The organism is Actinomadura sp. GC306, from assembly GCF_004348665.1.
Lineage (GTDB): Bacteria > Actinomycetota > Actinomycetes > Streptosporangiales > Streptosporangiaceae > Spirillospora.
On record NZ_SMKM01000002.1, the window covers coordinates 46374 to 70870 of the forward strand.

3 protein-coding genes are annotated in these 24497 nt (G+C 74.9%); all 3 read left to right on the forward strand.

The annotated features are described in order from the left end of the window. The first annotated feature begins 91 nt into the window (after positions 1-91). The 3 genes from E1200_RS00745 to E1200_RS00755 are packed head-to-tail and all read left to right on the forward strand — an operon-like array spanning position 92 to position 24497. Positions 92-12859 (forward strand): non-ribosomal peptide synthetase, encoded by a 12768-nt coding sequence (locus tag E1200_RS00745; RefSeq protein WP_131949777.1) that lies wholly within the window; start codon positions 92-94, stop codon positions 12857-12859. After that, on the forward strand, positions 12856-20559 hold the full coding sequence (locus tag E1200_RS00750) for a non-ribosomal peptide synthetase (RefSeq protein ID WP_243708273.1): 7704 nt from the start codon (positions 12856-12858) through the stop codon (positions 20557-20559). Before E1200_RS00745 ends, E1200_RS00750 begins: the two co-directional genes overlap by 4 nt. Then, the gene (locus E1200_RS00755) at positions 20556-24497 is read left to right on the forward strand and encodes an amino acid adenylation domain-containing protein (protein ID WP_243708274.1); all 3942 of its coding nucleotides are present in this window, start codon (positions 20556-20558) and stop codon (positions 24495-24497) included. Before E1200_RS00750 ends, E1200_RS00755 begins: the two co-directional genes overlap by 4 nt.

Genomic DNA, 24497 nt, shown 5'->3' on the forward strand with positions numbered 1-24497 from the left:
TCATTCTCTTTAGTTTTCTGCCCGCCGGCGCCGGGCCGGTGCCGGCCGCGGGCGTGAAGCCAACCCCCTTCGACCGGGAAAGTGCCGCTTGATGTCCACCGAGTACGTTCCTCTTTCGGCCGCTCAGCGGAGCGTCTGGTACGCGCAGCAACTGGCGCCCGAAACGCCGATCGACATTGCGCAGTACATCGAGATCGAGGGGCCGGTCGACCACGCGCTGTTCGACCGGGTGGCGCGTATAGCGGCGCACGAGTCGCTCGCGATGAACGCGCGCCTCGTCGAGGTGGACGGGATCCCGCACCAGATCCTCGACCCGGACGCGACGGCGACGATCCCCCTCGTGGACCTGTCCGGCGAGCCCGACCCGGACGCCGCCGCGCGGGCGTGGATCGCGGCGCGGATGGCCGAGCCGCTGCCGCCGGACGGCGAGCGGCTGTACCGCACCGCGCTGCTGCGGCTGTCCCCGGAGCTGCACCGCTGGTTCCTGCGCGCCCACCACGCGGCGCTGGACGCCTACAGCGGCCTGATGATCAGCCGCCGCGCCGCCGAGATCTACACGCTGCTCGCGAACGGCGGCGAGTACGACCCCGGGGAGCTCGGCGACTTCCGCGCCGTCCTCGCCGAGGAGGACGCCTACCGGGCGTCGGAGAAGTTCGAGCGCGACCGCGCCTACTGGCTGGAGCGGTTCGCCGACCGCCCGGTCGCGGTGTCGCTCGCGGACTGCATGGCCGAGCCGACCGCCGGCTACCTGAGCCGCAGCACCGTCGTCCCGCCGGACGAGACGGCGGCGCTCGCGGCCGGCGCCCGCCGGCTGCGCACCGCCGCGCCGGGCCTGGCGATCGCCGCGACCGCCGCCTACGTGGCGCGGATGACCGGGACCGAGGACGTCGTCCTCGGCCTCGCGGTCAGCGGGCGGGTGTCCGCCGCGTCGCGCGAGACGCCCGCGATGCTGTCCACGGTGCTGCCGCTGCGGGTGAGCGTCCGGCCCGGGATGACCGTGGAGGAGCTGGTCCGGACGGCGACCCGGGCGACCGCGCGGGTGCTGCGCCACCAGCGGTACCGCCGCGAGGACCTGCTGCGCGACCTGCGGCTGCTCGGCGAGCGCCGCCGCCTGCACGGGCCGGTCATCAACGTCATGGCCTTCGACTACCGGCTCGACTTCGCGGGCCTGCCGGCGCGGACGCACGCCATCACGACCGGCCCGGTCGACGACCTGTCGATCAACATCTACGACAACTTCGACGGGACGGGCATGCGCGTCGACTTCGACGCCCACCCCGACCTGTACGGCGAGGACCAGGTCTCGGCGCACCTGGAGCGCTACGTCCGGTTCCTGCGGACCCTCGGCGACGCCGACCCGGCCACGCCGCTCCGCGAGATCGGGCTGCTGGACGACGCCGAGCGCGCCCGCGTCCTGGACGAGTGGAACGACACGGCGCTGCACGTCGAGCCCGGCGTCGTCCCCGGCCTGTTCGAGGCCCAGGCCGCCCGCACCCCGGCCGCGCCCGCCGTGACGCACGGCGACACCACGCTGACCTACCGGGAGCTGGACGAGCGCGCCAACCGCCTCGCCCACCACCTGATCGGCCGCGGGATCGGCGCCGAGGACTTCGTCGCGCTCGCCCTGCCCCGGAACACGGACCTGGTCGTCGCGGCGCTCGCGGTGCTGAAGGCGGGCGCCGCCTACCAGCCGGTCGACCCGGCGTACCCGGCCGGCCGCATCGCGTACATGCTGGAGGACGCCGCCCCCGCCTGCGTCATCACGACCTCCGGCGCGGACCTGCCCGGCACCACCCCGCGCGTCCTGCTGGACGACCTCGACCTCGGCGCCCACCCGGCGACGGCGCCCACCGACGCCGACCGCGTCCGGCCCCTGCGCCCCGGCAACGCGGCCTACGTCATCTACACGTCCGGTTCGACGGGCCGGCCGAAGGGCGTCGTCGTCTCGCACGCCAACGCCGTCGACCTGTGCGCCTGGGCGAACCGGGACTTCGGCCCCGAGCGCCTCGCCCGCGTGCTGTTCTCCACGTCGCTGAACTTCGACGTGTCGGTGTTCGAGTGGCTGGCCCCGCTCACGGCCGGCGGGCACATCGAGGTCGTCCGCGACCTGCTCGACGTGGCGGAGCGCGGCGGCTGGAAGGGGACGCTGATCAGCGGCGTCCCGTCCGCGATGTCGGCGCTGCTCGCGACCGGCTCGCTCCGTTCGGAGGCTGTTGCCGGGGGGTCTGGGGGGTCGTCCCCCCAGATCCAGCTTGAGGCGGGCGACATCGTGCTCGCCGGGGAGGCGCTGCCCGCGAGGCTCGTCCACGACCTGCGCGCACTCGCCCCGGACGCCCGCATCTCCAACATCTACGGCCCGACCGAGGCGACCGTCTACGCCACCGCCTGGTACGACGACGGCAACGCCGGGGGGCACGCGCCGATCGGCGCGCCGATCGCCAACACCCGGGCCTACGTCCTGGACGCGGCGCTCGAACCCGTCCCGGCCGGGGTGCCCGGGGAGCTGTACCTGGCGGGGGACGGGCTGGCGCGCGGCTACCTGAACCGCCCGGAGCTGAGCGCAGACCGGTTCGTGGCGTGCCCGTTCGGGAAACCCGGCGAGCGCATGTACCGGACGGGTGACCTGGTCCGCTGGCGTCAAAGCAGTTCCCGGGGGGCGTGGGGGGTCGCCCCCTCGCAGGGACACGGCGCCGGGCAGATCGAGTACCTCGGCCGGCTCGACCACCAGGTGAAGGTCCGGGGCTTCCGGATCGAGCTCGGCGAGATCGAGACGGCGCTGTCCGCGCACCCGGCGGTGACGCAGAGCGTCGTCGTCGCCCGCGAGGACGCCGCCGGCGACACCGTCCTCGTCGGGTACGCGGTGGCGGACGGCGCCGGCCCCGCCGAGCTGAAGCGGTCCCTGGCGGCGGTGCTGCCCGAGTACATGGTGCCGTCCGCGGTCGTCGTGCTGGACGCGATGCCGCTGAACCCGAACGGCAAGCTCGACCGCGCGGCGCTGCCCGAGCCCGACCTGGCCCCGGCCGCCGAGGGCCGCGCCCCGCGCGACGCCCGCGAGGAGGTCCTGTGCGCGGCGTTCGCCGAGGTCCTCGGCGTGGAGCGGGTCGGCATCGACGACAACTTCTTCGACCTCGGCGGCGACTCCCTCAAGGCCACCCGCGTCGTGTCCCGGGCCCGCTCGGCGCTGAAGGCGGACCTCGGCGTCCGCGCCCTGTTCGAGGCGCCGACCGTCGCCGCCCTCGCGGAACTGCTCGCGGGGACCGGCGCGGACGCCCGGCCCGAACTCGTCCCGGTCGAGCGGGACGGGCTCGTCCCGGTCTCGTACGCGCAGCGGCGGCTGTGGTTCATCCACGACCTCGAAGGCCCCTCCGCGACCTACCACATCCCGATCCCGCTGCGGCTGACGGGCGACTTCGACCTCGCCGCCGTGCGCGCCGCGATGCGCGACGTCATGGCGCGGCACGAGGCGCTGCGCACCGTGTTCACCGAGGTCGAGGGGGAGCCCTACCAGCGCGTCCTCGGGCCGGACGAGATCACCCTCGAACCCGAGATCGCCGACTGCGACCCGGCCGGGCTGGAGGCGGCCGTGTTCGCGGCGGCGACCCGCGGGTTCGACCTGGCCGCCGAGCCGCCGGTCCGCGCGCACGTCTTCCGGATCGCGGACGGCGAGCACCTGCTCCTGCTGGTGCTGCACCACATCGCCGGCGACGGCTGGTCGATGGAGCCGCTCGCCGCCGACCTCATCACGGCCTACGCGGCCCGCGCCGCCGGCGCGGAGCCGGCGTGGGCGCCGCTGCCGGTGCAGTACGCCGACTACTCCGTCTGGCAGCGCGACCTCCTCGGTGACGAGAACGACCCGGGCAGCCTCGCCGCGCGGCAGTTCGCGTACTGGCGGGAGGCCCTCGCCGGACTCCCCGAGGAGCTGGGCCTGCCCGCCGACCGGCCCCGCCCGGCGCGCGCCACCTACCGGGGCGCCCAGCACGCGTTCGCCCTGCCGCCCGAGCTGCACGCCGAGCTGGCCGCGCTCGGCCGCGAGCACCGCGCCAGCATGTTCATGGTGCTGCAGGCCGCGCTCGCCGGGCTGTTCACCAGGCTCGGCGCCGGGACCGACGTCCCGATCGGCTCCCCGGTCGCGGGCCGCCAGGACGAGGCCCTGAACGACCTGGTCGGCGTGTTCGTCAACATGCTGGTGCTGCGGACCGACACCTCCGGCGACCCGTCGTTCGCGGAGCTGCTCGGCCGCGTCCGCGACACCGACCTGGCAGCGTTCGCCCACCAGGACGTGCCGTTCGAGCGGCTCGTCGAGGTGCTGAACCCGGCGCGGTCGATGTCGCGGCACCCGCTGTTCCAGGTGATGATCTCGATGCAGAACGACCCGTCCGCGCGGGTCGAGCTGCCGGGCCTCACCGTCGCGCTGGAGCCCGTCGACCCGGGCGTGTCCCGCTTCGACCTCGCCCTCCTCGTCGACGAGCGGCACGACGCCGCCGGCGCCCCGGCCGGGATCGAATGCCGGCTGGAGTACGCGCTCGACCTGTTCGACCCGGAGACCGCCGCGTCGATGGCGGCCGGGCTGGAGCGGCTCCTCGCGCAGGTCGCCGCCGACCCGTCGCTGCCGCTCGGCGACGTCGACATCCTCGACGACGCCGAACGCGGCCTGCTCCTGGAGACCTGGAACGACACGCGGCTGGACATCGCGCCCGGGCTCGTCACCGACCTGTTCGAGGCGCAGGCCGCCCGCACCCCGGACGCCACCGCGGTCATCGCGGGCGAGACCCGGCTGAGCTACGCCGAGCTGAACGACCGCGCGAACCGGCTGGCCCGGCGCCTCATCGAGCACGGCGTCGGCCCGGAGGACTTCGTCGCCCTCGCCCTGCCCCGCGACGCCGACCTGGTGGCCGCGGCGCTGGCCGTCCTGAAGGCGGGCGCCGGGTACCAGCCGATCGACCCGGCGTACCCGGCCGACCGGATCGCCTACATGCTGGAGGACGCGGCCCCCGCCTGCGTCATCACGACCCGTTCGGTGGACCTGCCCGGCGGGACGCCCCGCATCGAACTCGACGCGCTGTCCCTCGACGGGTACTCGGGGGAGGACGTCACCGACGCCGACCGCGTCCGGCCCCTGCTGCCCGGCAACCCGGCGTACGTCATCTACACGTCCGGTTCGACGGGCCGCCCCAAGGGCGTCGTGATCTCCCACGCGAGCGTCGTGGACTTCTGCGCGGAGTCGATGGAGGGCTACGGCCCCGACCGGATGCGCCGGGTGCTGTTCTCCACGTCCCTCAACTTCGACGTGTCGGTGTTCGAGTGGCTGGTGCCGCTCACGATCGGCGGCGAGATCGAGGTCGTCCGCGACCTGCTGGAGATCGCCGAGCGCGGCGGCTGGTCCGGGACGCTGATCAGCGGCGTGCCGTCCGCGGTGTCGGTGCTGCTGTCGCGCGGCGGGCCGGACGGCGGGGTCCGGCTGGACATCGGCGACATGGCGCTCGGCGGCGAGGCGCTGCCGCCGCAGCTCGTCCGGGACGTGCGGGCGCTGCTGCCGGACGCGCGGGTCTCCAACATCTACGGCCCGACCGAGGCGACGGTCTACGTCACGGGCTGGTACGACGACGGCAACGCCGAGGGCCACGCCCCGATCGGCCGCCCGATGGTCAACACCCGCGTGTACGTGCTGGACGAGCGGCTGCGCCCCGTCCCGGTCGGCGTGCCCGGGGAGCTGTACCTGGCCGGGGACGGGCTGGCGCGCGGCTACCTGAACCGCCCCGGCCTGACCGCCGACCGCTTCGTCGCGTGCCCGTTCGGCGGGCCGGGCGAGCGGATGTACCGCACCGGCGACCTCGTCCGGTGGAACCGCGGCGGGCACATCGAGTACCTCGGCCGCCTCGACCACCAGGTGAAGGTCCGCGGGTTCCGGATCGAGCTCGGCGAGATCGAGACGGCGCTGACGGACCACCCGGCGGTCGCGCAGAGCGTCGTCGTCGCCCGCCGCGACGCCGTCGGCGACGACGTCCTCGCCGGATACGTCGTCGGGAACCCGGGCGCCCGCGTCGACCCCGCCGAGCTGCGCGCGTCCGTCGCGAAGTCGCTGCCGGACTACATGGTGCCGGCCGCGGTCGTCGTGCTGGACGCGATGCCGCTGAGCCCGAACGGCAAGCTCGACCGGGCCGCGCTGCCGGAGCCGGACTTCTCCGCGTCGACGACCTCCCGCGCCCCGCGCGACGCCCGCGAGGAGATCCTCTGCGGGATCTTCGCCGACGTCCTCGGCCTGGAGCGGGTCGGGCCCGGCGACGGGTTCTTCGACCTCGGCGGCGACTCGCTGAAGGCGACCCGCGTCGTCGCCCGCGCCCGCGCCGCGCTCGGCGTGGAGCTGCCGGTCCGCGCGCTGTTCGAGGCGCCGACCGTCGCGGGCCTCGCCGGGCACCTCGCGGAGGCGGCGGCCGCCGCGCGCCCGGCGCTGCTGCCCGCCGAGCGCCCCGACCCGCTGCCGGTGTCGTTCGCGCAGGAGCGGCTCTGGTTCCTGAACCGCCTCGAAGGGCTCACCGCCACCTACAACATGCCGATCCCGCTGCGGCTGACCGGCGAGATCGACCCCGGCGCGATGCGGGCGGCGCTGCGGGACGTCGTCGCCCGGCACGAGTCGCTGCGGACGCTGTTCGGCGAGGCCGACGGCGAGCCGCACCAGATCGTGCTGCCGCCCGGCGAGGCCGAGCCGGTGCTGACGGTGGGGGAGACCGACGACGTCCGGGGCGCCCTCTTCACCGACGCCACCCGCGGCTTCGACCTGGCGAGCGAGCTGCCGATCCGCGCCCACCTGTACCGGCTCGGCGCGGACGAGCACCTCCTGCTGATCGTCATGCACCACATCGCGGGCGACGGCTGGTCGATGGCGCCGCTGGCCCGCGACGTGATCACCGCCTACCTGGCCCGCCGCGACGGCGAGGCCCCCGACTGGGCGCCGCTGCCCGTCCAGTACGCCGACTACGCCCTCTGGCAGCGCGAGCTCCTCGGCGCCGAGGACGACCCCGCGAGCCTCGCCGCGCGGCAGATCGCCTACTGGAAGGACGCCCTCGCCGGGCTGCCCGACCAGATCCGGCTGCCGGCCGACCGGCCGCGGCCCGACCGCGCGTCCTACCGGGGTTCGCAGGTCGCGTTCGAGATCCCCGCCGAGCTGGCGGACGGGCTGCGGGCGCTCGCCCGCGACCACCAGGTCAGCGTGTTCATGGTGCTGCGGGCCGCGCTCGCCGCGCTGCTGACCCGGCTCGGCGCCGGCACGGACGTGCCGATCGGGTCGCCGATCGCGGGCCGCACCGACGAGGCCCTGGACGACCTCGTGGGCGTGTTCGTCAACACGCTGGTGCTGCGGACCGACACCTCCGGCGACCCGTCGTTCGCGGAGCTGCTCGCCCGCGTCCGCGACACCGACCTCGCCGCCCACGCGCACCAGGACGTCCCGTTCGAGCGGCTCGTCGAGGTGCTGAACCCGGTGCGGTCGCTGGCCCGGCACCCGCTGTTCCAGGTGATGCTGACCCTGCAGAACAACCCCGAGGCGTCCGTCGAGCTGCCCGGCCTGACCGTCGCCGTCGAGCCGGTGGACGCCGGGGTCGCCAAGTTCGACCTGGAGTTCATGCTGGAGGACGCCCGCGACGGCGGCGGCTTCGCGGGGACCCTCGAATACGCCCTCGACCTGTTCGACCGGGACACCGCCGAGCGCCTCGCCGGCTGGTTCCGGCGGACCCTGGAGGCCGCCGTCGCCTCCGGCGCCGCCGTCACCGTCGCGGAGCTCGACCTCCCGGGCGCCGCCGCCCCCGCCGAGGAGTTGGTGATCGAGGGACCGGTGGCCGAGGGACCGGTGGAGAAGCGGCTCGTCGCCTACGTGGTCGCCGCGCCGGGCGAGGCGCCCGACCCGGAGGAGCTGCGCGCGCACATCCGGGAGAGCCTGCCGGAGTCGATGGTGCCCGCGGCCGTCGTCGTCCTGGACGAGATGCCGCTCACCCCGAACGGCAAGGTCGACGTCAAGGCCCTGCCGAAGCCGGCGCTCGCGGCCGTCCCGGCGACCGCGTACCGCGCCCCGTCCGGGGCGACGGAGGAGGCCGTCGCCGCGGTCTTCGCCGACCTCCTCGGCGTCGAGCGGGTCGGCGCCGACGACGACTTCTTCGCGCTCGGCGGCAACTCGCTGATCGCGATGCGGGTCGTGAGCCGCGTCCGCCGCGTCCTCGACACCGAGCTTCCCGTCCGCGCGCTGTTCGAGGCGCCGACCGTCGCGGGCCTCGCCGCGCTGCTCGGGCACGGCGCGCGGCAGGAGCCCGGACGCCCGGCGCTGGAGCCGCGCGAGCGGCCGGCATCGGTGCCGCCGTCGTACGCGCAGCAGCGGCTCTGGTTCCTCAACCGGTTCGAGGGGCCGTCGGCCACCTACAACATGCCGACCGCGCTGCGCATCCGCGGCCGGCTGGACGTGGCCGCGCTCCGCGCCGCGATCGGCGACGTCGTCGAGCGGCACGAGACGCTCCGCACGGTCCTGCCCGACAGCGGAGGAGTGCCGCGCCAGCTCGTCCTGGACCCGGCCGCGGCCCGCCCCGAGCTGGAGGTCGCCGACACGACCGAGGCGGAGCTGCCGACGCGGCTCGCCATGGCCGCCGGGTACGCGTTCGACATCTCCGCCGAGCCGCCGCTGCGCACCCACCTGTTCCGCCTCGGGCCGGACGAGCACGTCGCGCTGCTGCTCATGCACCACATCGCGGGCGACGGCTGGTCGATGGCGCCGCTGGCCCGCGACGTCATCACCGCGTACGCGGCCCGCGCCGCCGGGGAAGAGCCGCGGTGGACGCCGCTGCCCGTCCAGTACGCCGACTACACGCTCTGGCAGCAGGACCTCTTCGGCTCCGAGGACGACCCGGACAGCCTGATCTCCCGGCAGATCGCCTACTGGAAGGACGCCCTGGCCGGGCTGCCGGAGGAGCTGCCGCTCCCCGCCGACCGGCCGCGCCCCGCGCAGGCGTCCTACCGGGGCGGCACGGCCCGCTTCCGGCTCGGCCCCGACGTCCACGGGCCGCTGCTCGCGCTCGCCCGGGAGACCGGCGCCAGCCCGTTCATGGTCGCCCAGGCCGCGTTCGCCGGTCTGCTGACCAGGCTCGGCGCGGGCACGGACGTGCCGATCGGGTCGCCGATCGCGGGCCGCGCGGACGAGGCCCTGGACGACCTCGTCGGCATGTTCGTCAACATGCTCGTCTTCCGCACCGACACCTCCGGGGACCCGTCGTTCCGCGAGCTGGTCGGCCGCGTGCGGGAGACCGACCTCGCCGCGTACGCGCACCAGGACGTGCCGTTCGAGCGGCTCGTCGAGGTGCTCAACCCGCCGCGCCACCTGTCCCGGCACCCGCTGTTCCAGGTGGGGCTCACGTTCCAGAACAACCCCGAGGCGCGGCTGGAGATGCCGGGGTTCAGCGCCGAGGTGGAGCCGCTGACCGCGGGCGCCGCCCGCTTCGACCTGCTGATGATCCTCACCGAGCGCGAGGGCGGGCTCGACGGCGAGCTGGAGTTCGCGCTCGACCTGTACGACCCGGCCACGGCGCGGCGGCTCGTCGAGCGATTCGAGCGGTACCTGGCGGCGCTGCTCGCCGACCCGGACGCGCCGATCGGCGCCGCCGGGGTGCTGTCCGCGGACGAGCGCGCCGCGATCCTCGGCGACTGGGCCGGGGGACACGCCCCCGTGGCGGAGCGGAGCACGATCCCGGCGCTGTTCGAGGCGCAGGCGGCGGCGCGGCCGGACGCGCCGGCGGTGACGTTCGAGGGCGTGTCGTGGACGTACGGCGAGGTGAACGCGAAGGCCAACCGCCTCGCACGCCGCCTGGCCGAGCGGGGCGCCGGCCCGGAACGCTTCGTGGCGCTGTCGCTGCCGCGGTCGGCGGACCTCGTCGTGGCGATCCTGGCGGTTCTGAAGACGGGCGCGGCGTACGTGCCGATGGACCCCGACTACCCGGCGGACCGCATCGCGTACATGGTCGAGGACGCGCGGCCGGTGCTGACCATCGGCCCGGACGACCTCGACGCCACGGGCTATGACGACACCGACCTCGGTGTGGCCATCGACCCGGAGAACCCGGCGTACGTCATCTACACGTCCGGTTCGACGGGTCGGCCCAAGGGTGTCGTGGTTCCGCATCAGAACGTGGTGCGGCTGCTGCGTTCGACCGAGCAGTGGTTCGACTTCGGCCCGGACGACGTGTGGACGCTGTTCCACTCCTACGCCTTCGACTTCACGGTGTGGGAGCTGTGGGGTTCGCTCCTGTACGGCGGGCGTCTCGTCGTCGTCCCGTACATGACCTCGCGTTCGCCGCAAGACTTCCTGAAGCTGCTGGTGGACGAGCGCGTCACCGTCCTGAACCAGACCCCGTCCGCCTTCTACCAGCTGATGGCGGCCGACAGGGACGCCCCGGGCTCCGAGCTGGCGCTGCGCTACATCGTCTTCGGCGGTGAGGCCCTCGAACTGGGGCGCCTCGAAGACTGGTACTCGCGGCACGCCGAGGACGCGCCGGTGCTGGTCAACATGTACGGGATCACCGAGACCACGGTGCACGTCTCGTACCTCGCGCTCGACCGCGCGTACGCGGCGACCGCGCCGGGCAGCGTCATCGGCGTCGGCATCCCGGACCTGAAGGTGTACGTCCTGGACGACCGCCTCCGGCCCGTCCCGCCCGGTGTCGTCGGCGAGCTGTACGTGGCGGGCGCGGGCCTGGCCCGCGGCTACCTCGACCGGCCGGGTCTGTCGGCCGAGCGGTTCGTCGCCGACCCGTTCGGCGCGTCCGGCACCCGCATGTACCGGACGGGCGACATCGGCCGGTGGCTGACCGACGGCCGCCTCGAATACCTGGGCCGCAGCGACCAGCAGGTGCAGCTGCGCGGCTTCCGGATCGAGCCGGGCGAGATCGAGGCGGTGCTGGCCCGGCACGACGCGGTGTCCGACGTCGCCGTGCTCGTCCGCGACGACCGCCTGGTCGCCTACGTGGCCGGGAGCGGCGTCGACTCCGCCGAGCTGCGCCGCTTCGCCGCCCGCGACCTGCCCGACCACATGATCCCGGCCGTGGTCGTCGAGCTGGACGCGCTCCCGCTCACCGTCAACGGCAAGCTCGACCGCGCGGCGCTGCCCGCCCCCGGCACCGCCGCGAAGGTCTCCTCGCGCGCACCCCGCACGCCGGAGGAGGAGACGCTCTCGCGCCTGTTCGCCGAGGTGCTCGGGCTGGAGCGGGTCGGGATCGACGACGGGTTCTTCGACCTCGGCGGCGACTCCATCATCGCGATCCAGCTCGTCTCCCGCGCCCGGCAGTCGGGCCTGGTCGTCACCCCCCGCGACGTGTTCCAGCACCAGACCGTCGAGGAACTGGCGGCGGTCGCGCGGCCGGCCGGCGAAGGCGAGGAGATCGAGGCCGAGGCCCCCGGCGCCGGGACCGGCCCGGTCCCGGTCACCCCGATCGTCGCGTGGCTGCGCGACCGGGTGGGCGGCGACGCCGAGCTGATCAGCGGCTTCCACCAGGCGATGCTGCTGCGCACGCCGCCGGACCTCGGCGCGGACCGGCTGGCGGACGCCCTCCGGACGCTCATGGACCACCACGACGTCCTCCGGCTGCGGCTGGACGTCGACGGTGACCGCTGGCAGCCGGTCGTCCGGCAGGCCGGCTCCTGCGACACCGCCGGCCTCGTCACCCGCGTCGACGCGGCGGGGCTGGACGCCGACAAGCTGCAGGCCGTCATCACCGAGCAGGCCACGGCCGCCCGCGACCGGCTCGACCCGCGGGACGGGACGGTCGCGCAGCTCGTCTGGTTCGACGCGGGCGCCGACCAGGGCCGCCTCTTGGTCGTCCTGCACCACCTCGTCGTGGACGGCGTGTCCTGGCGGATCCTTCTGCCCGACCTCGTCACGGCCTGGGCCGGGGGAGAGCTGCAGCCGGTCGGGACGTCGTTCCGCCGCTGGGCGCAGAAGCTCACCGCCGCCGAGCCGGACGAGGACGAGCTGGAGGACTGGCTCGACATCGTCGACGGCCCGCCGCAGAAGCTCGCGGAACGCGCGCTCGACGCCCGCGCGGACATCGCGGCGCGCGCCGACTCGCTGACCGTCGAGCTGCCCGCCGACGTCACCGGGCCGCTGCTCACCGACGTGCCCGCCGCGTTCCACGGCCGCGCCAACGACGTTCTCCTCACCGGCCTCGCCCTCGCCGTCGCGCAGTGGCGGCGGCACCGCGGCGGCCGCGGCACCGGCGTCCTGGTCGACCTGGAGGGCCACGGCCGCTCGGACGCCGTGCCGGGCGTCGACGTCTCCCGCACCGCCGGGTGGTTCACCTCGATCCACCCGGTGCTGCTGGACGCGGGCAACGCGGCCGGCGGCGCGGCCATCAAGAAGGTGAAGGAGCAGCTCAGGGCCGTCCCCGGCGACGGCATCGGCTACGGCCTGCTCCGCTACGGCGGCGGCGAGGCCGCCGAGGAGCTGGCCGAGGCGCCGCCCGCGCAGCTCGCGTTCAACTACCTCGGCCGCGTGGACGGCGGGGCCGAGGGCGGCGACTGGACGCTCGCCGCCGAGGAGCTGCCCCCGGGCGAGGACCCCCGGATGCCGCTCGCGCACGTCCTGGAGGTCAACGCCGTCACCCGCGACCTGCCCGGCGGCCCCGTGCTGTCCGCGACGTGGACGTGGCCGGGCGGCCTGCTGGACGGCGCCGGCGTCCGCGAGCTGGCCGAGGGCTGGTGCACCGCGCTGCGCGGCCTCGTCGCCGCGGTCGCGGCCGGCGAGACGGGCGGCTTCACCCCGTCGGACCTGCTCGTCGAACTGGACCAGGCCGAGATCGACAAGCTACAGAGCGCATGGAGGCGGCAGCATTGAACCGGGGGGACCTAGAGGACATCCTGCCGCTGTCGCCGTTGCAGCAGGGGTTCTTCTTCCACGCCCTATTCGACGCCGGCGACTCCGACGTGTACACGGCCCAGTTCGTCCTCGACCTCGAAGGGCCGCTGGACGTCCCCGCGCTGCGCACCGCCGCCGAGACCCTGCTGCGGCGGCACCCGAACCTGCGGGCCGCGTTCTGGCACGAGGACCTGTCGCGCCCCGTCCAGGTGATCCCCCGGACGGTCGAGCTGCCGTGGGAGGAGGTGGCCGCGTCCGAGGCCGAGGCCGACGCCCTCGTGGTGCGCGAGCGGGCGCGCGGCTTCGACATGACCGCGCCGCCGCTGCTGCGGTTCGTCCTCGTCCGGATGGGTCCCGAGCGGCACCGGCTGGTCTTCACCAACCACCACATCCTGCTGGACGGCTGGTCCACGCCGATCATGGCGACCGAGCTGTTCATGCTCTACGTGCAGGGCGGCCACGACACCGGGATGCCGCGCGTCACGCCGTACAAGAACTACCTGGCGTGGCTCGCCGGGCAGGACCGCGCCGCCGCCGAGGACGCGTGGCGCCGCGCCCTCGACGGCGTGGCCGGGCCCAGCCTCGTCGCGCCCGGGGCCGCCGGGCGGGCACCGCGGCCGCCGGAGCGGACGATCACCGAGCTGGACGAGCGCACCACCCGCCGCCTCACCCGCGCGGCCCGCCGCCACGGCGTCACGCTGAGCACCGTCCTGCAGGGCGCGTGGGGGCTGGTCCTCGGCCGGCTGCTCGGCTCGAACGACGTGGTGTTCGGCGCGACCGTCTCGGGACGGCCGCCGGAGCTGCCGGGCATCGAGCAGATGATCGGGCTGTTCATCAACACGCTGCCGATCCGCGTCCGGTACCGGATGGACGAGCCGCTCGGCACCCTCCTGGAACGCCTTCAGGACGAGCAGACCGAACTCCTCGCGCACCACCACCTCGGCCTCACCGACATCCAGCGGGTGGCGGGCCACGGCGGCGCGCTGTTCGACACGATGACGGTCCTGGAGAACTACCCGTTCGACCCCGCGTCGATGGACGGCTCCCTCAACGGCGTCCGCATCGCCGCTGCCGACTCCTACGACGCCACGCACTTCCCGCTGTCGTTCGTCGCCGCCCCCGGCGACCGGCTGTCGCTGCGCCTGCACTACCGGCCCGACGTGTACGAGCGGCCCGTCGTCGAGGCGCTGCTCGCCCGCGTCCGCCGCTTCCTGGAGGCGTTCGCCGAGGACTCCGGGCAGCCGGCCGGCGCCGTGGAACTCCCGTCGGACGCCGAGCGCGCGGCCCTCGCCGCGTGGAACGACACGGGCGCCGGCGTCCCGGCCGGGACGCTCCCGGCCCTGTTCGAGCGGCAGGCCGCCCGCACCCCGGACGAGACCGCCCTCGTCTGCGGCGGCGAACGGCTGAGCTACGCGGAGCTGAACGAGCGCGCGAACCGGCTCGCGCACGAGCTCATCGCGCGGGGGATCGGCGCCGAGGACCGCGTCGCGCTCGTCCTGCCGCGCACCCCCGAGATCGTCGTGGCGATCCTCGGCGTGCTGAAGGCGGGCGCGGCCTACGTCCCGGTCGATCCCGAGTACCCGCGCGCCCGCATCGCCCACATGCTCGACGACTGCGGCCCCGCCCTCACCATCCGGGCCGGCGGGTTCCCGGACACGTCCGGGCGGCCGGCGCACGACCCCGCGGACGCCGACCGGGTGCGGCCGCTGCGCACCGGTAACGCCGCGTACGTCATCTACACGTCGGGTTCGACCGGGCTCCCCAAAGGCGTGACCGTGCCGCACACCGGCGTGCTGAACTACTTCGAGGCGCACCGGGAGACCTTCTTCGACCCCGCGGTGGAGGCCGCCGGGGGCCGCCGGATGCGGTTCGCGCACCTCGCGTCGTTCTCGTTCGACACGTCGTGGATGGGCCTGCTGTGGATGATGTACGGCCACGAGCTGCACCTCATCGACGACGACACCCGCCGCGACGTGGCGGCGTACGCCGCGTACGTGGCGGACGCGCGGATCGACCTGGTGAACACGACCCCGTCGCACTTCCTCTCCCTGCGCGAGGCGGGCCTGCTGGACGACGACGGGCGGCACCGCCCCGCGCAGCTCCTCCTCGGCGGCGAGGCCGTCGGCGAGGCCCTGTGGGCGGACCTGCGCGACGTCCCCGGCCTCACCGCGCGCAACTTCTACGGGCCGACCGAGGCCACGGTCGACACGCTGAACCAGGTCGTGGCGGACGCCGAGCGCCCCTCCATCGGCGGGCCGTACCGGGGCACCCGCGCCTACGTGCTGGACGCGGCGCTGCAGCCCGTCCCGGCCGGCGTCCCCGGTGAGCTGTACCTCGCGGGCGCGCAGCTCGCCCGCGGCTACCTCGGCCGCCCCGGGCTGACCGCCGAGCGGTTCACCGCCGATCCGTTCGGCGCGCCCGGCGACCGCATGTACCGCACCGGCGACCTCGCCCGGTGGCTGCCGGACGGGACGGTCGAGTACCTCGGCCGCGCCGACGACCAGGTCAAGATCCGCGGCTTCCGGGTCGAGCCCGGCGAGATCGAGAACGTGCTGTGCGGCTGCGAGGGCGTCGCGCAGGCCGCCGTCGTCGTCCGCGAGGACCGGCCCGGCGACCGGCGGCTCGCCGGCTACCTCGTCGGCGCGGACCTCGACGTCGCGGCGGTGCGGCGGTTCGCGGCCGAGCGGCTGCCCGACTACATGATCCCCTCGTTCACCGTGCTGGACGCGCTGCCGCTCACCGTGAACGGCAAGCTGGACCGCGCCGCGCTGCCGGCCCCGGCCGCGGCCGCGACGACCGGGCGCGCCCCGCGCTCCCCGCAGGAGGAGATCCTGTGCGGGCTGTTCGCCGAGGTCCTCGGCGTGCCGAAGGCGGGCGTGGAGGACGGGTTCTTCGACCTCGGCGGCGACTCGCTCACCGCGACCCGCCTGGTCAGCCGGGTCCGCTCCGCACTCGGCGTGGAGCTGCCCGTCCGCGCGCTGTTCGAGGCGCCGACGCCCGCGCGCCTCGCCGAGCGGCTCGCGGACGCGGCCGGGGACGTCCGCCCGCCGCTGGTGCGGGCCGAGCGTCCCGAAGTGGTGCCGCTGTCGTACGCGCAGCAGCGGCTGTGGTTCCTGAACCGGCTCGAAGGCACCGCGTCGGGCGGCGGCGGGGCGACGTTCAACATGCCGATCGCGCTGCGGCTCGACGGGGCGCTCGACCTCGGCGCGCTGCGCGAGGCGCTCGGCGACGTGGTGGCCCGGCACGAGTCGCTCCGCACGATCTTCCCGGACGGCTCGGGCACCCCCCGCCAGCTCGTCCTCGACCCGGCCGCCGCCCGCCCCCGGCTCGACGTCGCCGAGACCGGCGAGGCCGCGCTGCCCGCGGCGCTCGCCGCCGCCGCCGGGCAGGGCTTCGACCTGTCGGTGGAGCCGCCGCTGCGGGCGCGGCTGTTCGCGCTCGGCGGGGACACGCACGTCCTGATGCTCGTCCTGCACCACATCGCGGCGGACGGCTGGTCGATGGCGCCGCTGGCCCGCGACGTGATCACCGCGTACGCGGCCCGCGCCGCCGGGGAGGCGCCGGGGTGGGCGCCGCTGCCCGTGCAGTACGCCGACTACACGCTCTGGCAGCGCGAGCTGTTCGGTTCCGAGGACGACCCGGGCAGCCTGATCTCCCGGCAGATCGCCTACTGGACGGACGCCCTGGCCGGGCTGCCGGAGGAGCTGCGGCTCCCCGCCGACCGGCCGCGCCCGCCGGAGGCGACGTACCGGGGCGCCACGCACGCGTTCGAGCTGGACGCCGACGTCCACGCGGGCCTGCTGACCCTCGCCCGGGAGAGCGGCGCGAGCCTGTTCATGGTGGTGCAGGCCGCGTACGCCGCGCTGCTGACCCGGCTCGGCGCCGGGACCGACGTGCCGATCGGGTCGCCGATCGCGGGCCGCACCGACGAGGCCCTGGACGACCTCGTCGGCATGTTCGTCAACATGCTCGTCCTGCGCACCGACACGTCCGGCGACCCGTCGTTCCGCGAGCTGGTCGACCGGGTGAAGGAGGCCGACCTGGCCGCCTACGGGCACCAGGACCTCCCGTTCGAGCGGCTCGTCGAGGTGCTCAACCCGGCCCGCTCGATGGCGCGGCACCCGCTGTTCCAGGTGGTGCTGTCGTTCCAGAACAACCCCGAGGCCCGCCTTGAGCTGGACGGCCTGACCGGCGGCGCCGAACCGCTGGGGTCGGGCATCGCCAAGTACGACCTGTCGCTCTACCTGGCGGAGCGGCACGGCGAGGACGGCGCGCCCGCCGGGATCGAGGCCGGGCTGGAATACGCCCTCGACCTCTTCGACCCCGACACCGCCCGGTCGGTCGCGGACCGCTTCGAGCGGCTCGTCGGCGAGCTGGTCGCCGACCCGGACGCGCCCATCGGCGCCGCCGAGATCCTCGACCGGAGCGAGCGCCGGACGATCCTGCGCAAGTGGGCGGGCGGCAAGGGCGGCACCACCGAGCGGACGACGATCCCGGCGCTGTTCGAGGCGCAGGCGGCGGCGCGTCCGGACGCGCCGGCGGTGACGTTCGAGGGCGTGACGTGGACCTACGGCGAGGTGAACGCGAAGGCCAACCGCCTCGCGCACCGCCTCATCGAGCAGGGCGTCGGCCCCGAGCAGTTCGTGGCGCTGTCGCTGCCGCGGTCGGCGGACCTCGTCGTGGCGATTCTGGCGGTCCTGAAGGCGGGCGCGGCCTATGTGCCGATGGACCCCGACTACCCGGCGGACCGCATCGCGTACATGGTCGAGGACGCCCGCCCGGTGCTGACCCTCGGCCCCGGCGACCTCGAAGCGCCGGGAAACCCCGACACCGACCCCGGCGTGGTCATCCACCCCGAGAACCCGGCGTACGTCATCTACACGTCCGGTTCGACGGGCCGCCCGAAGGGCGTCGTGGTGCCGCACCAGAACGTGGTGCGGCTGCTGCGCTCGACCGAGCAGTGGTTCGACTTCGGCCCGGACGACGCGTGGACGCTGTTCCACTCCTACGCGTTCGACTTCTCCGTCTGGGAACTGTGGGGCCCGCTCCTCTATGGCGGCCGTCTCGTCGTCGTCCCCTATGAGACGTCCCGCTCGCCGCAGGACTTCCTCAACCTCCTGGTGGACGAGCGCGTCACCGTCCTGAACCAGACCCCGTCGGCCTTCTACCAGCTCATGGCCGCCGACAAGGACGCCCCGGGCTCCGACCTGGCGCTGCGCTACATCGTCTTCGGCGGCGAGGCCCTCGACCTCGGCCGCCTCGAAGACTGGTACTCCCGGCACGCCGAGGACGCGCCGACGCTGGTCAACATGTACGGGATCACCGAGACCACGGTGCACGTCTCGTACCTCGCGCTCGACCGCGTCACCGCCGCCACCGCGCCCGGCAGCCTCATCGGCGCCGGCATCCCCGACCTCAAGCTGTACGTCCTGGACGACCGCCTCCAGCCCGTCCCGCCGGGTGTCGTCGGCGAGCTGTACGTGGCGGGCGCCGGCCTCGCCCGCGGCTACCTCAACCGCCCCGGCCTGTCGGCCGAGCGGTTCGTCGCCGACCCGCACGGCGCGTCCGGCACCCGCATGTACCGGACCGGCGACCTCGGCCGCTGGCGCCGCGACGGGACGCTCGAATACCTCGGCCGCGCCGACCAGCAGGTGCAGCTGCGCGGCTTCCGCATCGAGCCGGGCGAGATCCAGGCGGTGTTGACCAGGCACGAGGCCGTCCGGGACGCCGCCGTGATCGTCCGCGACGGCCGGCTGGTCGCCTACGTCGCCGGGACCGGCACCGACTCCGCCGAGCTGCGCCGCTTCGCCGCCCGCGACCTGCCCGACCACATGGTCCCGGCGGCCGTCGTGGAACTGCCCGCGCTGCCGCTGACCTCGAACGGCAAGCTCGACCGCGCGGCGCTGCCCGCCCCCGACTTCGCCGCGAAGGTCTCGTCCCGCGCGCCCCGCACCCCCGAGGAGGAGACGCTCTCCCGGCTGTTCGCCGAGGTGCTCGGCCTGGAGCGGGTCGGGATCGACGACGGGTTCTTCGACCTCGGCGGCGACTCCATCATCGCGATCCAGCTCGTCTCCCGCGCCCGCCGCTCCGGCCTGGTCATCACCCCGCGGGAGGTGTTCCAGCACCAGACCGTCGAGGAACTGGCCGCCGCCGCGCGGCCGGCCGGCGAAGGCGAGGAGGTCGCGGCCGAGGCGCCCGGCGCGGGCGTCGGCCGGATCCCGGCCACCCCGATCATGCGCTGGTTCCAGGAGCTGGACGGCCCGGTCGACGGCTACAGCCAGCGGATGCTCCTGCAGGTCCCGCCGGGCCTCGGCACCGACCGGCTGACCGCGGCGCTCCAGCGGGTCCTGGACCACCACGACATGCTCCGCCTCCGCGTGGCCGGCACCGAGTTCGAGGTCACCGAGCCCGGCACGGTCGACGCGGCGGCCCTCGTCCGCCGCGTGGACGTCGCCGGCCTGGACGCGGCGGTCCTGCGCTCCGTCCTCGCCGCCGAGGCCGAGGCCGCCCGCCGCCGGCTCGACCCCGCGGCCGGCACGGTCGCGCAACTCGTGTGGTTCGACGCCGGCGAGCGCGACTCGGGCCGCCTGCTGCTCACCGTCCACCACCTCGCCGTGGACGGCGTCTCCTGGCGGATCATCCTGCCCGACCTGGTCACGGCGTGGGGCGGCGGAGACCTCGACCCCGTGCCGACGTCGTTCCGCCGCTGGGCGCAGCGGCTGGCGGCCGAGGCGTCCGACCCGGGCCGCACCGCCGAGCTGCCGCTCTGGGACGACGTCCTCGCCACCCCCGACCCGGTGCTCGGCGCCCGCCCGCTCGACCCCGCCGCCGACACGTTCGGCACGGCGCGGCACCGCACCCTCGACCTGCCCGCCGACGTCACCGGGCCGCTGCTCACCGAGGTCCCGGCCGCGTTCCACGGCCGCGCCAACGACGTGCTGCTCACCGGCCTCGCCCTGGCCGTCGCCGGATGGCGCCGCGACCGGGGGATCTGCGACGAGACCGCCGTCCTCATCGACCTGGAGGGCCACGGCCGCGAGGAGGTCGTCCCCGGCGTGGACCTGTCCCGCACCGCCGGCTGGTTCACCTCGATCCACCCCGTGCGGCTCGACGCCGGATGGGTGGAGCCCGCCGACGTCCGGGAGGGCGGCCAGGCCGTCGGCACCGCGCTGAAGCGGGTCAAGGAGCAGCTCCGCGAGATCCCCGACAACGGCATCGGGTACGGGCTGCTGCGCCACCTCAACCCCGCGGCGGGCGACCGGCTCGCCGGGACGCCGCAGATCGCGTTCAACTACCTCGGCCGGTCCGCGGTGCCCGAAGGCACCGACTGGGGACCGGCCGCGCAGGCCGACGCGGACGCCCTCGGCTCCGGCCAGGACGGCGCGCTCGGCCTCGTCCACGCCATCGAGGTCAACGCCCACACCCGCGACCTGCCGGGCGGACCCGAGCTGTCCGCGACCTGGACATGGGCGGGCGGCCTGTTCGACGACGCCGCGATCGACGACCTCGCCGAGCGCTGGTTCACGGCCCTGCGCGGCCTCGTCGCGCACGTCGTGGACGGCACCGCCGACGGACCCGTCGGCGGGTTCACCCCGTCCGACCTGTCGCTGGTGGACGTCAGCCAGGACGAGATCGACGAGCTCGCCGCCGAGCTCGACGGCGAATGGGAGCTGGATTGAGCAAGTCGCAGCTAGAGGACATCCTCCCGCTGTCCCCGTTGCAGCAGGGGCTCTTCTTCCACGCGCTGTACGACTCGGAGAACGACGTCTACACCGCGCAGATCGTGTTCGACCTGCGCGGCCCCCTCGACGTGGCCGCGCTGCGCGCCGCCGCCGCGACGCTGCTGCGCCGGCACGCCAACCTGCGCGCCGGGTTCCGGCAGCGCAAGGAGGGGTCGCCGGTCCAGGTCGTCCACCGCGAGGTGCGCCTCCCCTGGAACGACGCCGACCTGTCCGCCCTGCCCGAGGACGAGCGCGACGCCAGGGCGCGGGACCTCGCCGACGCCGAACGGGCCCGGCCGTTCGACATGGCGAAGCCGCCGCTGCTGCGGTTCCTGCTCATCAAGCTGGCGGACGGCCTGCACCGCATGGTGTTCACCAACCACCACATCCTGCTGGACGGCTGGTCCACGCCCGTCCTGCAGACGGAGCTGTTCGCGCTCTACCTGGCGAAAGGCGACGACGCCGGGATGCCGCGCGTCGCGCCGTACAAGAACTACCTGGCCTGGCTCGCCGCCCAGGACCGGCAGGCCGCCGAGGACGCCTGGCGCCGCTCCCTGGACGGCGTCCACGAGCCCACGCTCGTCGCACCGGGCGCGCCCGAACCCGGCGCCGCCACCCCCGGACGGGTCCGGACCCGCCTCACCGAAGACCTCACCGCCGCGCTCAGCGCGCGCGCCCGCGCCCAGGGCGTCACCCTCAACACGGTCCTGCAGCTCGCCTGGGGCACGCTGCTCGGCCGCCTCACCGGCTCGTCCGACGTGGTGTTCGGCGCCGCCGTGTCCGGCCGCCCGCCGGAGCTGCCGGGCGTCGAGCAGATGATCGGGCTGTTCATCAACACGCTGCCGATCCGCGTCCGCGTCCGCCCCGCCGACACCGTCGCCGAGGCGCTGACCCGGCTCCAGGACGAGCAGGCCGCGCTGATGCCGCACCACCACCTCGGCCTGTCCGACATCCAGCGGCTCAGCGGCACCGGCACGCTCTTCGACACGATGACCGTGCTGGAGAACTACCCGTTCGACCCGGACGCCGCCGGCACCGACCTCGGCGGCCTCACCCTCCACGACGTGGACGGCTACGACGCGTCCCACTACCCGCTGACCTTCGCCGCCGTCCCCGGCCGCGGCCTGTCGCTGCGCATCGACCACCGCACCGACCTGTTCTCCGAGGACGAGGCGCAGCGGCTGATGCGGCGCTTCGTCCGCATCCTGGAGGCCGTCGCCTACCGCCCGGACCTGCCGCTGGGCCGCATCGAGGTCCTGGACGGCGACGAGCGCGCCCGCGTCCTCCGGGAATGGCAGGGCCCCGTGACCGGCCGCGAGCCCGGCACGCTCACCGCCCGCTTCGCCGCCCGGCTCGCCGAGACCCCGGACGCCACCGCCGTCCGCGCCTCGGGCGAGTCCATCACCTACGCCGAGCTGGACCGCCGCGCGAACCGGCTCGCGCACCGCCTCATCGGGCTCGGCGTCCGCCGCGACACGCCCGTGGCCGTTCTCCTCGAACGGTCCGCCGACACCGTCGTCGCGTCGCTGGCGATCCTCAAGGCGGGCGGGGCGTACGCGCCGATCCACCACGGCTACCCGGAGGAGCGGCTGGCCTGGGCGGTCGACGAGGTCGCCGCGCCCGTCCTGCTGGTCAACACCCCGATGCGCGAGCGCGTCGCCGCCCTCGGCACCTCCGCCCGGATCCTCGTCGTGGACGCCGACCCGGAGACGGCGGCGCAGCCGGACACCGACCCCGGCGTCCCGTGCCATCCCGAGCAGCTCGCCTGCGTGCTGTTCACGTCCGGCTCCACGGGCGTCCCCAAGGGCGTCATGCTCCGCCACCGCGACGCGCTCGACCTCGCGACGGACGGCCGGCTGCGCGGCGGTGCGCACGACCGGGTCCTCGTCCACTCGCCGCACGCGTTCGACGCGTCCATCTACGAGATCTGGACGCCGCTGCTGCACGGCGGGACGGCCGTCGTCGCGCCGCCCGGCCACCTGGACGGCGCGGCCTTCGAAGAGATCATCGCCGCGGAGGACCTCACCGGCCTGTTCCTCACCACGACCCTGTTCAACCTCGTCGCCGACGAGCGCCCGCACGCGTTCGCGCGGCTCCGCGAGGTGCTGACCGGCGGGGAGGCGGGCTCGCCCGCCGCGATCCGCAAGGTCCTCGCCGCCTGCCCGGACACCGAGGTCGGCAACGTGTACGGCCCGACCGAGGCCACCACCTACACCACCATCGGCGGGCAGCGCGGGCCGCTCGCCGACCCGGCCGAGACGTCGGCCCTCCTCGGCCGGCCCATCGACGACATGCGCGTCTACGTGCTGGACCCGGGTCTGCGGCCCGTCCCGCCGGGCGTCGCCGGCGAGGCGTACATCGCCGGCGCCGGGCTCGGCCGCGGCTACCTGCGGCGGCCCGCGCTGACCGCCGGGCGCTACGTCGCCGACCCGTTCGGCGCGCCCGGCGACCGCATGTACCGCACCGGCGACCTCGTCCGCTGGCGGCCGGACGGCACCCTCGAATACCTGGACCGCGTCGACTTCCAGGTCAAGGTCCGCGGCTTCCGGATCGAGCTCGGCGAGATCGAGGCCGCGATCGCCGCCCACCCGGCCGTCGCGAACGTCGCCGTCGTCGCCCGCGAGGACACCCCCGGCGTCAAGACCCTCGTCGCCTACGTCATCGCGAACGGTCCTGCCAGGGGGGACGCCCGCCCGGAACCCCTCGGTGAAGAGCGGGGGGTCGACGGCCTGCGCGAATTCGTCGCCGCCCGCATCCCCGAGTACATGGTGCCCGCCGCGTTCGTCCGCCTCGACACCTTCCCCGTCGGCCCCACCGGCAAGCTCGACCGCCGCGCCCTGCCCGCGCCCGACTACGGCGAGGCCGCCGCCGGGCGCGACCCCCGCACCCCCGAGGAGGAGCGGCTCTGCGCGATCGTCGCCGGCGTCCTCGGCCTGGACCGCGTCGGCGCCGACGTCAGCTTCTTCGACCTCGGCGGCGACAGCATCGCCGCCCTCAAGCTCGTCACCCGGGCGCGCCAGGAGGGCATCGAGCTCACCCCCCGCGACGTGTTCACCCACCAGACCGTCGAGGCGCTCACCCGGGTCGGCGAGCCCGAGGACCGCCTCGGCTTCGAGGTGCTGCTGCCCATCCGGACCTCGGGCACCCGCCCGCCGGTGTTCTTCGTCCACCCCGCGGGCGGCCTGGCGTGGGGCTACCTGCAGTTCCAGCGCCACCTCGGCCCCGACCAGCCGGTCTACGGGCTGCAGGCCCGCGCGTTCACCCGGCCGGAGCTGCCGGGGTCGGTGGCGGAGATGGCCGAGGACTACCTGGCGCAGATCCGCGCCGTCCGCCCGGCCGGCCCCTACCACCTCGCGGGCTGGTCGCTCGGCGGGCTCGTCGCCTACGAGATGGCCGTGCGGCTGCAGGCCGCCGGTGAGCGCGTCGGCCTGCTCGCCCTCATCGACGCTTACCACGGCCAGGACCTCGAATCGGAGCGCCGCGAGGTGCTGCCCGAGCTGCTGGAGGCCATCGGCGTCGACGCCGGGATGATCGCCGAGGACGGCAACCCCGACATGGCGCAGATCATGGCGGTGCTCGCCGAACGCGACGACGCCCTCGCGACCCTCGGCGAGGACGACCTGGTCAACGTCTACCGCAACTACGAGAACGGCCTGCGGCAGGCCGAGGAGTACCGGCCGGGCCGGTTCCGCGGCGACATCGTCTTCTTCACCGCGCTGCGGGGCCGCACCGCCGACTCGCCCACCGGGCGCGCCAACTGGGGCCCGCTCGTCGAGGGCGAGATCGAGGACTACCCCCTCGACGTCGACCACCACCTCCTCCTGGAGCCCGGCCCCGCCGCCGAGATGGGCGCCGTCCTCGCCGCAAAACTCGACAAACTACAGAGCACGGATTGA

Excerpts from the sequence above, each read along its gene's own strand:
- E1200_RS00745 (WP_131949777.1), top strand. The coding sequence starts at position 92 with ATGTCCACCGAGTACGTTCCTCTTTCGGCCGCTCAGCGGAGCGTCTGG.